Raw genomic sequence first — 12,789 nt, forward strand, 5'->3', positions numbered from 1 at the left:
GCGTTACCGGCGGCGCCCCTCCAGATTCTTGCGGACGATGGCGGCGATGATCAAGAGGAAGGCCAGCAGCCGCAGCAGATAGACCCAGCTCTGCTCCTCCCGTTCCAGCCCGCCGAGCGCCAGGACGCTCTGGTTCACCGCCAGCAGGGCGAAGGCCAGCGCGAAGGAGACGAACAGCGCATCTCGCGTCCGCCTCCAGAAGCTGAGGAAGAACAGTCCGGCCACCGCATAGAGTGCCGCAAGCGCACCGGTGAAGAAGCTGTAGGTCGTCGGCAGCATCACTCTGCATCCCAGATGAAGCCGTAGAGCAGCACGCCCACGCCGGCCATGGCGGAGAACTGGCGGAACGGCAGCAGGTCCACCTGGGTCGGCAGGAGCACGACGTCGATGAACAGCAGCAGGTTGTTGATCGACAGGCAGACGAAGCACAGCGTGCTCCACAGCAGAAGCCGGCTGCGCGACCGCAGGAAGCTGCGCAGCAGCAGGACCATGCACAACAGGCTGGCGGCAAAGCACAGCAGATAGACCGCCGACTTCACGACGTCCATGTCAGCGCCCCCACCCCGCTCTCCCGGACGCTATGGCATTCACACATCTCGCCTCTGCGAAATAGCGGCAACCATCGGTAGTGAAAAGCCCTTCTCCCCTTGCGGGAGAAGGGTTGGGATGAGGGGGGCGACCAGCTGAAAGCCCGTGGAAATCAAGTATCCGCCCCTCACCCCAACCCCTCTCCCGCGAGGGGAGAGGGGCTGTCCTCAACGCCAAGCTGCACGTCTTTTCGCAAATGCGAAATGTGTGCATCCTGTAGCTCCCGGACCAAGGAGAGGGCGATCGGTCCACGATGTCGGATTGCAAAGCGGCGGTCATGTCATTCACCGGCGTCAGTCGTTGAGGCGGAAGCGGAAGGAATCGGCGAAGATCTGCACCTTGTTGCCGGGGGCAGCGAAGATCTCCCGGATGATGGCGGAGGGGCGGGTGGCATAGGCCTGCGCGATCTCCTCGACCCATTGGTCGAGGATGGGTGCGGCGGGATGGTAGCGGTGGCAACCATCCGCCAGCGCCATCACCAGCCCGGCGCCGAGAAAGCCGCCAAGCGCCTCCTGCACCACCACGTCGCTGCCCCGCAACTCGCGCACGAGGTCGGCCTTGGACCAGTCGCGCCCGGGGGTCCGGCGCAGCAGAAGCAGAAGTTCGAGCGCCCAGACCGAACGGATCGAGCTTCGAAGCAGGGTAAGCGCATCGTCGGACAAAACCATGAACCAGAACCTGACCTGATGTGCACAATCGGCGGCATGGGACGGCGCCGCCATCGATCCCCGCCATTGATCCCCGTCGTCAGCCCCGGACGGCCTCCGCCGGCGCGAGGGGGGACTGCAGATCCAGCGCCCGGCGCAGCGCGCGGGCGAGATCGCCGTCGCGATAGGGCTTGGCCAGCGTCTCCGCCCGGCTCAAAACCGCCCCCAGAACGGCACCCGGATCGGTGCCGTCGTCCGCGGGCATGGCGGCGCCGGCCTCCTGCTCCGGCGCATTGGTTCCGTTGGCATAGCCCGAGGCGAACAGGACCCGCAGCGCGGGGTGGCGGCGCAGCCCCTCGCGCGCCAGTTCACGCCCGTTCAGGCCGCCCGGCATCACGATATCGGTGAACAGGAGATCGACAGGCAGGCGGTCCAGCAGGGTCAGCGCCGCTTCCGCCCCATCTGCTTCCAGCACGCGGTAGCCCAGCGCACCCACGGCCTGGACGGCGACGGCGCGCACGTCGGCGTCGTCATCCACCACCAGCACCGTCTCGCCTCGGCCGGCGAACGCCTCGTCGGCGCCGTCGTCGTCGAAGGCCGTGCCATGGACCGCGTCGACGGCGGCCCGCGGCAGGTAAAGGCGGAAGGTGGTGCCGACACCCGGACTGCTGTCGATGCCGATCAGCCCGCCCGACTGCTTGACGAAGCCATGGATCATGGCAAGGCCGAGCCCGGTGCCCTTCCCCGCGTCCTTGGTGGTGAAGAAGGGCTCGAACGCGCGCTCCAGCACCTCCGGCGGCATGCCGCATCCGCTGTCGGACACCGACAACAGGATGTAGTCGCCGGCCGGGACGGACATGCCATGGGCAGCCTGCGTATCCTCGAAACGGGCGTTTTCCGTGCGGATACGCAGGGTGCCGCCGCCGGGCATGGCGTCGCGGGCGTTGATGACGAGGTTCAGCAGGGCCGATTCCGCCTGCGACCGGTCGACCGACGCGGTCCACAGCGGCTCCGCACCGGCCGCAGGCGCCTCGATGGCGATGGCGACGCCGCCGCCAAGCGTGCGCTCCATCAGCTCGCCCATGCCGGCGACCAGCGCCCCGAGATCGACCGGCTCCGGGTGAAGCTGCTGGCGCCGGGCGAAGGTCAGCAGGCGCCGCGTCATGTCGGAACAGCGCAGCGCCGCCTGCAGCGCCATCTCCGCCCGCTTCGCCGCCTTCGGATCGTCGGCGAGGCCGGGGACCAGCCTTTCGAGGCTGCCGATCACCACCATCAGCATGTTGTTGAAGTCGTGGGCGATGCCGCCGGTCAGCTGGCCGACCAGTTCCATCTTCTGGGCGTGGGCGAGCTGGCGCTGGGCCTGGCGCGTCTCGGTCACGTCCAGGATGGTGCCGAACAGCTCGGCCGGCCGGCCGCCCTCGTCGCGCACCACCACCGCCTGGTCCAGCAGATGGCGCTCGCTGCCGTCCGGGCAGCGCCAGCGGTATTCGACCGTCGTCAGCCCGGCGTCGTGGATCGACTCCAGCTGGCGCAGCACGCGGTTGCGGTCGTCCGGATGAAGCCCCGCTTCCCAATAACCGGGGTCCTCGATGAAGCGGGCGGCCGGGCAGCCCAGCACCGACTGCACCGTGTCCGACAGGTAGCGGAAGGGAATGCCCGGCGTCAGATCCGCGGTATAGAGCACGATGGGCAGTTGGCCGAGGATCAGCGCCTGCCGCTCCTCCGACCGGCGCAGCGCCTGTTCGGCCTGCCGCATCTCGCGCCGCACCCGCTCGTTCTCGTCCAGCAGGCGCTGCTTGGCCTCAACCTCGCGCTTCACCGCCTCTGTTTTGCGGTAGAGGTCGACGAAGACCGCCACCTTGCATTTCAGGATGTGCGGATCGACCGGCTTGAACATGTAATCCACGGCGCCGCTGGCATAGCCGCGGAAGATGTGCGTCTCGTCCTTGTTGATGGCGGTCAGGAAGATGATGGGGATGTGGCGCGACTTCTCGCGCAGGCGGATCAGCTCCGCCGTTTCGTAGCCGTCCATCCCCGGCATATGGACGTCGAGCAGGATCAGCGCGAAGTCCTGGCGCAGCAGGTGCTTCAGCGCCTCCTCCCCCGACCGTGCCAGGACGAGCTGCGCCCCCATGTCCTCCAGCGTCTCGCGCACGGCGAACAGGTTCCGCGGGTCGTCATCGACGATCAGGATCGCCACGTCGGCCTTGTCGGGCTGCGGAGGAGCGTCGGTGGTCATGCTTTCCCATCCCGCGAGGGCACCGGCCGCCGGTGCGGGCGTGACGGCCGGAACGGGCACCCGTACGGGCATCACCACATCCGGCGGCAGAAGCGTCTGGCGGACCGCCGGCACCGCGAAGGCAGGCGGCGGCACGAAGGGCCAGCGCCGCGCGACCCGCGCCGGGCGGAGCTTGCGCCGGGTCATGCCGGAACCCCGCCGCGCGTCTGCGGCCGGCCGCCCTTGGCGGTCCAGATCCGCAGCAGGGACAGCAGATGGTCGATGTCCACCGGCTTGGCGATATAGTCGGTCGCTCCGGCCTCGATGCACTTGTCGCGGTCGCCCTTCATCGCCTTCGCGGTGACGGCGATCATCGGCAGGCCGCGGAACTCGTCGATGCTGCGGATCTTGCGCATGGTTTCGTAGCCGTCCATCTCCGGCATCATGATGTCGACCAGCACCACGTCGACGCCGGGATCGGCACGCAGCCGCTCGATCCCCTCGCGACCGCTTTCGGCATGCAGGACCTCGATCCTGTGGGCCTCCATCACGCTGGCGAGCGAGAAGATGTTGCGGATGTCGTCGTCGATCACCAGCACCCGCTTCCCGGCCAGCGAGGGGTCGTTCCGGCGCAGGTCCAGGATGCTGCGCCGCTTGTCCTCAGGCAGCGTGTCGACGGCACGGTGCAGGAACAGCGCGGTCTCGTCGATCAGGCCGGCGGGCGACCGGGCACTCTTCAGCACCACGGTCTCGGCCAGCCGGCGCAGCCGCGCCTCGTCCTCCGCCGTGATGTCGGGGGCGACATAGACCACCACCGGCGTCCAGGCGAGCGTGTCGCGGGTGCGCAGCCATTCCACCAGTTCGAAATCGGCGGCGGAGGGGCCGGGCAGCGCCGGGTTGGACAGGTCCAGCACCATGCAGTCGAAGCGGTCGGCCGACAGCGCCGCCATCGCCGCTTCGATGGAGGTGACGGTGTGGGTCTCCACGTCGCCGTTGCCGATCAGGGCGGCGACGGCGCCCGGCTGCGGATTGTCCTTCTCCACCACCAGCAGCTTGCGGCGATCGCGTTCCTTGAAGCTCTTCACCCGGTTCAGGGCATCGAAGATCGCCTCGCGCTCCACCGGCTTTTCCGAATAGTCGAAGGCGCCCATCGACAGGCCGCGCCGCCGTTCGTCCTTGGCGGAGATGACGTGGACAGGGATATGGCGGGTCTGCGGGTCGCGCTTCAGAAGGTCGAGCAGCGCCCAGCCGTCCATGTCCGGCAAGCCGATGTCGAGCAGGATGGCATCCGGCCGGTATTTGCGCGCCAGCGGCAGCGCCGCCGCCCCGCCGTTGGACAGAACGGTGCGGAAGCCCTTTTCGCGCGCCAGATCGAGCAGGATGGAGGCGAAGGTCGCGTCGTCCTCCACGATCAGCACCACGGGCTCGCCGGGGCGCAGGCGGTCGCGGTCGTCGCCGGCCGGCATGTCGAGCAGGGCGAGCCCGTCCTGCGGGCCGGACGCCACCACCGGGCGGGTCGCCGCCTCCGTCCGCTTGGGCAGCAGGCCGGCGGGAACCGGCGCGGTGCTGGCCGCGGCAACCAGCGGATTGGCGGTCTCCTCCGCGGCGTCGTAGCTGCGCGGGACATAGAGCGTGAAGGCGCTGCCCTTGCCGGGCGTGCTGGTCACCCGGATCTCGCCGCCCAGCAGGCGGGCGATCTCGCGGCTGATCGACAGGCCGAGCCCGGTGCCGCCGTATTTGCGGCTGGTGGTGCCGTCGGCCTGCTGGAACGCCTCGAAGATGATGCGCTGCTTGTCCTCGGGGATGCCGATGCCGGTGTCGATGACGGTGAAGGCCAGCACCGACGACGCCGCGTTCAGCGTCGGGTGTGCGGCACTCCAGCCCTTCGTCGCCGGGGCGACGCGGAAGGTGATGCCGCCGGCGTCGGTGAACTTGAAGGCGTTGGACAGCAAATTGTTCAGCACCTGGGCCAGCCGCTTCTCGTCGGTCTGGATGCTGGCCGGCAGCGCTTCGTCCATCTCGATGGCGAAGGCCAGCTTCTTTTCCTGCGCCACCTGCGAGAAGGTGCGCTCCACATGGTTGCGCAGGTCGCCCAGCACGACCTCGCCGATCTCCAGCGTCACGGTGCCGGATTCGATCTTCGACAGGTCGAGGATGTCGTTGATCAGCCCCAGCAGGTCCGACCCGGCGGAATGGATGGTGCGGGCGAATTCCACCTGACGGTCGGACAGGTTGGTGTCCGGGTTGTCGGCCAGCAGCTTGGACAGGATCAGCAGGCTGTTCAGCGGCGTGCGCAGCTCGTGGCTCATGTTCGCCAGGAACTGCGACTTGTATTTGGAGGTCAGGGCAAGCTGTTCCGCCTTCTCCTCCAGCGCCGCCTTGGCGAGCACGACCTCGCGGTTCTTGCGCTCCACCTCGATGTTCTGCTTCTCCAGCTGCTCGGCCTTTTCCTCCAGCGCCTCGTTGGTGGTGGTCAGCTTTTCCTGCTGGGCCTTCAGCAGCTCTTCCGACTTGCGCAGCGAGGCGGCCTGCTGTTCCAGCCGCTCGTTGGTGGTCTTCAGCTCCTCCTGCTGGCTCTGCAGTTCGGTGGTCAGGCGCTGCGACTGCTTCAGCAGGCCTTCGGTGCGCATGTTGGCGGCGATGGTGTTCAGCACGATGCCGATGCTCTCGGTCAGCTGCTCCAGGAAGCTCTGGTGCGTCTCGCTGAAGCGGCCGAAGCTCGCCAGTTCGATCACCGCCTTCACGTCGTCCTCGAACAGCACCGGCAGGACGATGATGTTCAGCGGCGGCGCCTCGCCCAGGCCGGAACTGATGGCGACATAGTCGCGCGGCACGTTGGTGAGCAGGATGCGCTTCTTCTCGTAGGCGCACTGCCCGACCAGACCTTCCTTCATGTGGAAGCGGTTGGACAGGTTCTTGCGCTCCTTCAGCGCGTAGGAGGCGACCAGTTCCAGCAGCGGCTCGTCGCGGTCGCGGGTGGCGACGTAGAAGACGCCGTGCTGCGCATTCACCAGCGGGGCGATCTCCGACAGGATCATGTTGGAGACGGTGACCAGATCGCGTTCGCCCTGCAGCATGCGGGTGAATTTGGCAAGGTTGGTCTTCAGCCAATCCTGTTCCGCATTCTTCAGCGTCGTGTCGCGAAGATTGCGGATCATCTCGTTGATATTGTCCTTCAGCGCCGCGACCTCGCCCATCGCCTCGACGGTGATGGAGCGGGTCAGGTCGCCCTTGGTCACCGCGGTGGCGACCTCGGCGATGGCGCGCACCTGGGTGGTCAGGTTTGCGGCCAGCTGGTTCACATTCTCCGTCAGGTCCTTCCACAGGCCGGCGGCGCCGGGCACGCGGGCCTGACCGCCCAGCTTGCCTTCGATGCCCACCTCGCGCGCCACGTTGGTGACCTGATCGGCGAAGGTCGCCAGCGTGTCGATCATGCCGTTGATGGTGTTGGCCAGTGCCGCGATCTCGCCCTTGGCGTCCACCGCCAGCTTGCGCTTCAGGTCGCCGTCGGCCACCGCGGTGACGACGCTGGCGATGCCGCGCACCTGCCCCGTCAGGTTGGCCGCCATCATGTTCACATTGTCGGTCAGATCCTTCCAGGTGCCGCCGACGCCCTCGACCTTCGCCTGACCGCCAAGCTTTCCTTCGGAACCCACCTCGCGCGCCACGCGCGTCACTTCCGAGGCGAAGCTGTTCAGCTGGTCCACCATGGTATTGATGGTGGATTTCAGTTCGAAGATCTCGCCCTTCACATCGACGGTGATCTTCTTCGACAAATCGCCCTTGGCCACCGCGGTGGTGACTTCAGCGATGTTGCGGACCTGACCGGTCAGGTTCGCCGCCATCATGTTCACATTGTCGGTTAGGTCCTTCCAGGTGCCGGCAACCCCCTTCACCTGCGCCTGACCTCCCAGTTTGCCCTCGATGCCCACCTCGCGCGCCACGCGGGCGACTTCGGAGGCGAAGCTGTTCAGCTGATCCACCATGGTGTTGATGGTGGATTTCAGCTCCAGGATTTCTCCCTTCACGTCGACGGTGATCTTCTTCGACAGGTCGCCGTTGGCGACCGCGGTGGTGACTTCGGCGATGTTGCGGACCTGACCCGTCAGGTTGGTCGCCATCGCGTTCACATTGTCGGTCAGGTCCTTCCAGGTGCCGCCGACGCCCTTCACCTGGGCCTGACCGCCGAGCTTTCCTTCGGAGCCCACCTCGCGCGCGACGCGCGTCACTTCCGAGGCGAAGCTGTTCAGCTGGTCCACCATGGTGTTGATGGTGGATTTCAGCTCAAGGATCTCGCCCTTCACGTCGACGGTGATCTTCTTCGACAGATCGCCGTTGGCGACCGCCGTCGTCACCTCCGCAATGTTGCGGACCTGCCCCGTCAGGTTGGTCGCCATCGCGTTCACGCTGTCGGTGAGGTCCTTCCAAGTGCCGCCGACGCCCTTCACCTGGGCCTGACCGCCGAGCTTGCCTTCGGACCCCACCTCGCGCGCCACGCGCGTCACTTCCGAGGCGAAGCTGTTCAGCTGGTCCACCATGGTGTTGATGGTGTTCTTCAGCTCCAGGATTTCGCCCTTCACCGGCACGGTGATCTTCTTCGACAGGTCGCCGTTGGCGACCGCGGTCGTCACGTCGGCGATGTTGCGCACCTGCCCCGTCAGGTTGGCCGCCATGAGGTTCACGCTGTCGGTCAGGTCTTTCCATGTCCCGCCGACACCCTCCACCCGCGCCTGACCGCCGAGCTTGCCTTCCGAGCCCACCTCTCGGGCCACGCGCGTCACTTCGGAAGCGAAACTGTTCAGCTGGTCCACCATGGTGTTGATGGTGGATTTCAACTCCAGAATCTCGCCCTTCACGTCGACGGTGATCTTCTTCGACAAGTCACCCGTCGCGACGGCGGTGGTCACGTCGGCGATGTTGCGGACCTGTCCCGTGAGGTTGGCCGCCATCATGTTCACGCTGTCGGTCAGATCCTTCCAGGTGCCGCCGACACCCTCCACCTTCGCCTGACCGCCCAGCTTGCCTTCGGAGCCCACTTCTCTGGCGACGCGCGTCACTTCCGAAGCGAAGCTGTTCAACTGGTCCACCATGGTGTTGATGGTGGATTTCAGCTCCAGGATTTCGCCCTTCACGTCGACGGTGATCTTCTTCGACAGATCGCCCTTCGCGACCGCCGTTGTCACTTCGGCGATGTTGCGGACCTGTCCCGTGAGGTTCGCCGCCATCATGTTCACGTTGTCGGTCAGGTCCTTCCAGGTGCCGCCGACACCCTCGACCTTCGCCTGTCCGCCCAGCTTCCCTTCGGAGCCCACCTCGCGCGCCACGCGCGTCACTTCCGAGGCAAAGCTGTTCAGCTGGTCCACCATTGTGTTGATGGTGGACTTCAGCTCCAGGATTTCGCCCTTTACGTCGACGGTGATCTTCTTCGACAGATCGCCCTTCGCGACCGCCGTCGTCACCTCGGCGATGTTACGCACCTGACCGGTCAGGTTCGCTGCCATCACATTGACGTTCTCCGTCAAGTCCTTCCAGGTGCCGGCGACGCCCTTCACCTGGGCTTGGCCGCCCAGCTTGCCCTCGATGCCAACCTCGCGCGCCACGCGCGTCAGTTCGGTGGTGACGGTGACGAGCTGGTCCACCATGGTGTTGACGTTGCGGGCGGTGCGCAGGAACTCGCCCTGCAGCGGACGGCCTTCGATCTCCAGAGCCATGGTCTTGGACAGGTCGCCCTTGGCGACGGCACCGATCACCCGCGCGATTTCCGTCGTCGGCTGGATCATGTCGCCGACCAGCGTGTTGATGCTGTCGACGCAGGTTTCCCACCCGCCGGATGCGTTGGTCAGCTTGGCACGCTGGCTGATGCGGCCTTCCTTGCCGATGGCGACGCTGAGCCGGCTGACCTCCGTGGTCAGGTTCTGGTTCAGCTCCACCACGTCGTTGAAGGCGGCGGCGATCTCGCCGTCCATTCCGGTCAGGTCGAGCGGCAGCCGCACGGAGAAATCGCCCTTGCGCAGTTGCCGCAAGGCCAGCAGCAGAACCTTCGGATCCAACGCATCCGCCGTTTCCACCATCGCCGTCATGCCGTTCCCCTTGCCCACGCGCCGGCCCACCATGGACCGCATTCCGCCACAGCAATCGACCGCCCCGGCACCATCCCGGAGTGCGATCCAGTAAATACAACCCGTCTCAGCTAAGAAACCGAATACCCGCAACCGGCCAGCGCGCACCGAAGCCTGAGCCGGAGAGTGACTGCGCAGTCCTACATCCCCGCACGATGAAGTAAAGGCGATTCAGGTCAATTTGGCCTTTCGTATGTTCTCCGACTTCCGGCGTAGAGACCATGCCTATGACTTAGGATGAAGGCCGGGGATTCTTCAGATTGCCGGCGTTTTCCACGCGATTTACCCCATGACAGGACAACCGCCGTTTTAGGAGGCGACATTTTGCTCGCAGACAAAACTTCTATGCACCACGAACCTGCCCTTCCAGAAAAGCCCTGCTCAACCATCGTATAAGAGCCGGAACGATTCAGTGACCGACCTCGTTATGGATCCGAACCACAGCGGGATCATTCGGCACGCAGCCAATTCCCGCAGGGCGAGACCAATTCGACTGTCGTCACAGCCCAGGGCTTGACCATGATTCTCTGGACGATTTCCATGCAGGCATCGATGTACTGCATGCTTTCCTGGATGCGCGCCTGCAACAGCGGCGCAATCCTGGTCCATTCCTTAGCCGGACTGCCGTCGCTCGGCCCGCCCAGGCCGGCGGCGGACGTGCTGCCCTTCCCCGTTCGGCGGGTGGCGCGCAGCGGCGGCCTCGGCGGTCCCGCCATCGTGATCCCGCTCGGCCGCCGCTGAAGCCTCATCATCGACCGCTCTCATCGACCGCTCACGCAATCGTGTAGAGAGCGTGATTTGCCGGCGGCCTGCCGCAGACCTATGCTTACTGGCAGGAATGGTCCGTTCGGGAGAGGTCGATGCTGTTCAAATTCCCCACCCCCTCGCAGGTCCGCGAGGACGAGGTGACGCCGCGGGACCTGTTTCTGACCCGCCGCAGCCTGATGGCCGGCGGTGCCGCCGCGATGGCACTGGGCAGCCTGCCGGTGTGGAGCGGCAATGCCTTCGCCGCCTCCTTCCAGGTGCCGACCACGATCAAGCCGGCCGACCCGAAATTCGACCCCACGACGCCGATGAAGTCGGCCACGACCTACAACAACTTCTATGAATTCGGCACCGGCAAGGGCGATCCCGCCGAGAATGCCGGCACGCTGAAGACCCGTCCGTGGGAGATCGCCATCGGCGGCGAGGTCGCCAAGCCGATGACCATCGGCATCGAGGATATGCTGAAATTCCCGATGGAGGAGCGCATCTACCGTCTGCGCTGCGTCGAAGGCTGGTCGATGGTGATTCCCTGGGTCGGCTTCTCCCTGGCCGAACTGCTGAAGCGGGTGGAGCCGACCGGCAACGCCAAATACGTCGCCTTCCAGACCCTGAACGATCCCAAACAGATGCCGGGCCTGCGCTCCTGGGTGCTGGACTGGCCCTATACCGAGGGGCTGCGGCTGGACGAGGCGATGCACCCGCTGACCCTGCTCGCCGTCGGCATGTATGGCGAGGTGCTGCCCAACCAGAACGGCGCACCGATCCGGCTGGTGGTGCCGTGGAAATACGGCTTCAAGTCGATCAAGTCGATCGTCAGGATCACGCTGGTGAAGGACCAGCCGCCGACGGCCTGGAACAAGTCGCAGCCGCGCGAATACGGTTTCTACTCCAACGTCAATCCGGAGGTCGACCATCCGCGCTGGAGCCAGGCGACCGAGCGGCGCGTCGGTGAATTCTCCCGCCGCAAGACCCTGCCCTTCAACGGCTATGCCGAGGAGGTCGCGTCGCTCTATGCCGGGATGGACCTGAAGGCGAATTACTGACCATGGCCAACCCCACAGCCGCCGCCGGCGTCGATCCGCGCGCCGGCGCCAACGCCGCGCTCGCGTCGCGTTGGGCCAAGCCCGCCGTCTTCACCCTCTGCCTCGTCCCGCTGGTCTGGACCATGTGGCTCGCCTACACCGGCGAGCTGGGGGCGGAGCCGGTGCTGGAAAGCGTCAAGGCCAGCGGCTTGTGGGCCTTGCGCTTCCTGCTGATCGCCCTGGCGCTGACGCCGCTGCGCATGCTGACGGGGGTGGCGGGGCTGGCGCGCTTCCGGCGGATGCTGGGGCTGTTCGCCTTCTTCTACGCCACCGTCCACCTGTCCACCTACATCGGGCTGGATCAGTTCTTCGACTGGGCTGCGATCTGGAAGGACATTGTCAAGCGGCCCTACATCACGGTCGGCATGGGCGGCTTCCTGATCCTGACGGCGCTGGCCGCGACCTCCACCGACGGCATGGTGAAGCGGCTGGGCGGCCAGCGCTGGCGCGCCCTGCACCGCTGCGTGTTCGTCGCCGGGCTGGCCGGCTGCCTGCACTTCATCATGCTGGTGAAGGGCTGGCAGACGGCGCCCCTGGTCTATGCGTTGATCTGCATCGGGCTGCTGGCCTTCCGCCGTTGGCCGATCCGGCTGGGACGGCGGAAGGACCCGCAGGCCGGACGGGTGTCCGTCAGAACACGGCCCGCAGCAGCCCCACGGTCCGGCGAAGCGCCAGCACCGCGCTTCCCGGATGGAAGCTCCCCCGCTCGTCGCAGTTGAAGCCGTGGCCGGCCGGATAGACATGCACCGGCAGCCACGGGTAACGTGACCGCACGGCCTCCGCCACCGACACGGGGATGGCGTGGTCCTGTTCGCCGAAATGCAGCAGGGTCGGCACCCGCGGGGCGCTGTCCAGCGTCTTGCCGATCTCGCCGCCGTAATAGCCGACGGCGGCGCGCACCGGCAGGACCGCCGCCGACGCCCAGGCGATGCTGCCGCCCCAGCAATAGCCGACGATGGCCGCCGTTCCGTCACCGCCCAGATGGGCCAGCGCCGCCGCGACGTCCTGCAACGCGTCCGCGGTCGGCACCGCTCCCTTCAGCGCGATGCCCCGCTGGATCCCGGCATCGTCATAGGGCAGCTCCACCCCGCGCTCGGCACGGTCGAACAGATCGGGCGCCACGGTGGTGAAGCCCTGCTGGGCGAAGCCGTCGCACACGCTGCGGATATGGCGGTTGATGCCGAAAATCTCCGGCGCCACGATCAGGCGCCCGATTTCCTCGCCCTTGGCCGGTGCCCGATAGGCGCGAAGCCGGTGGCCGTCCGCGGCCTGGAGTTCGATCCAGCCCGCCGTTGCGTCATTCATGTCCCGAACCCTTCGTCTTGCAAGACCGTCCATGCGGTCATTGCCGCCAATCATAAGAGGAGCGG

9 protein-coding genes are annotated in these 12,789 nt (G+C 66.4%); 3 read left to right on the forward strand and 6 right to left on the reverse strand.

Going from position 1 to position 12,789, the window contains the following annotated elements; all coding sequences use genetic code 11:
• Positions 1-3: 3 nt before the first annotated feature.
• From AZOLI_RS22365 to AZOLI_RS22385, 5 genes are all read right to left on the reverse strand, one after another.
• Complete coding sequence (locus AZOLI_RS22365) at positions 4-279, reverse strand: DUF5985 family protein (RefSeq protein WP_014249458.1); 276 nt, start codon at positions 277-279, stop codon at positions 4-6.
• Positions 279-548: a DUF5985 family protein gene (locus tag AZOLI_RS22370; RefSeq protein ID WP_014249459.1), complete on the reverse strand. Its 270-nt coding sequence runs from the start codon at positions 546-548 to the stop codon at positions 279-281. The genes AZOLI_RS22365 and AZOLI_RS22370 overlap by 1 nt, the downstream gene beginning before the upstream one ends.
• 333 nt (positions 549-881) lie before the next feature.
• Positions 882-1,256 (reverse strand): hypothetical protein, encoded by a 375-nt coding sequence (locus AZOLI_RS22375; protein ID WP_014249460.1) that lies wholly within the window; start codon positions 1,254-1,256, stop codon positions 882-884.
• Positions 1,257-1,335: 79 nt separating this feature from the next.
• Positions 1,336-3,660 carry a response regulator gene (locus AZOLI_RS22380; RefSeq protein WP_014249461.1) on the reverse strand — a complete coding sequence of 775 codons (2,325 nt, stop codon included), beginning with the start codon at positions 3,658-3,660 and terminating at the stop codon, positions 1,336-1,338.
• A complete protein-coding gene (locus AZOLI_RS22385; protein WP_044553021.1) occupies positions 3,657-9,524 on the reverse strand; it encodes a hybrid sensor histidine kinase/response regulator in 5,868 nt (1,955 codons plus the stop codon). Before AZOLI_RS22385 ends, AZOLI_RS22380 begins: the two co-directional genes overlap by 4 nt.
• 588 nt (positions 9,525-10,112) lie before the next feature.
• Here AZOLI_RS22385 and AZOLI_RS32685 point away from each other — a divergent pair.
• The 3 genes from AZOLI_RS32685 to AZOLI_RS22400 all read left to right on the forward strand — a co-directional run bounded on the left by AZOLI_RS32685 (position 10,113) and on the right by AZOLI_RS22400 (position 12,138).
• Positions 10,113-10,313 carry a hypothetical protein gene (locus tag AZOLI_RS32685; RefSeq protein ID WP_162488377.1) on the forward strand — a complete coding sequence of 67 codons (201 nt, stop codon included), beginning with the start codon at positions 10,113-10,115 and terminating at the stop codon, positions 10,311-10,313.
• 119 nt (positions 10,314-10,432) lie between these two features.
• Positions 10,433-11,380: a protein-methionine-sulfoxide reductase catalytic subunit MsrP gene (gene msrP / locus AZOLI_RS22395; RefSeq protein WP_014249464.1), complete on the forward strand. Its 948-nt coding sequence runs from the start codon at positions 10,433-10,435 to the stop codon at positions 11,378-11,380.
• A gap of 2 nt (positions 11,381-11,382) precedes the next feature.
• The gene (locus AZOLI_RS22400) at positions 11,383-12,138 is read left to right on the forward strand and encodes a sulfite oxidase heme-binding subunit YedZ (protein ID WP_014249465.1); all 756 of its coding nucleotides are present in this window, start codon (positions 11,383-11,385) and stop codon (positions 12,136-12,138) included.
• Here the strand turns inward: AZOLI_RS22400 and AZOLI_RS22405 are convergent.
• Positions 12,050-12,724, reverse strand: coding sequence for a dienelactone hydrolase family protein (locus AZOLI_RS22405; RefSeq protein WP_014249466.1), 675 nt, complete (start codon positions 12,722-12,724; stop codon positions 12,050-12,052). The two genes, AZOLI_RS22400 and AZOLI_RS22405, sit on opposite strands and share 89 nt — an antisense overlap.
• Positions 12,725-12,789 lie beyond the last annotated feature (65 nt).

It is taken from the genome of Azospirillum lipoferum 4B (assembly GCF_000283655.1).
Lineage (GTDB): Bacteria > Pseudomonadota > Alphaproteobacteria > Azospirillales > Azospirillaceae > Azospirillum > Azospirillum lipoferum_C.

What these genes read in the sequence shown, in the direction of transcription:
- AZOLI_RS22375 (WP_014249460.1), bottom strand. Translation starts at nt 1,256, where the DNA reads ATGGTTTTGTCCGACGATGCGCTTACCCTGCTTCGAAGCTCGATCCGT.
- AZOLI_RS22380 (WP_014249461.1), bottom strand. Translation starts at nt 3,660, where the DNA reads ATGACCCGGCGCAAGCTCCGCCCGGCGCGGGTCGCGCGGCGCTGGCCC.
- AZOLI_RS22385 (WP_044553021.1), bottom strand. Translation starts at nt 9,524, where the DNA reads ATGGTGGAAACGGCGGATGCGTTGGATCCGAAGGTTCTGCTGCTGGCC.
- AZOLI_RS22405 (WP_014249466.1), bottom strand. Translation starts at nt 12,724, where the DNA reads ATGAATGACGCAACGGCGGGCTGGATCGAACTCCAGGCCGCGGACGGC.
- AZOLI_RS22400 (WP_014249465.1), top strand. Translation starts at nt 11,383, where the DNA reads ATGGCCAACCCCACAGCCGCCGCCGGCGTCGATCCGCGCGCCGGCGCC.
- msrP (WP_014249464.1), top strand. Translation starts at nt 10,433, where the DNA reads ATGCTGTTCAAATTCCCCACCCCCTCGCAGGTCCGCGAGGACGAGGTG.
- AZOLI_RS22370 (WP_014249459.1), bottom strand. Translation starts at nt 548, where the DNA reads ATGGACGTCGTGAAGTCGGCGGTCTATCTGCTGTGCTTTGCCGCCAGC.
- AZOLI_RS22365 (WP_014249458.1), bottom strand. Translation starts at nt 279, where the DNA reads ATGCTGCCGACGACCTACAGCTTCTTCACCGGTGCGCTTGCGGCACTC.
- AZOLI_RS32685 (WP_162488377.1), top strand. Translation starts at nt 10,113, where the DNA reads ATGCAGGCATCGATGTACTGCATGCTTTCCTGGATGCGCGCCTGCAAC.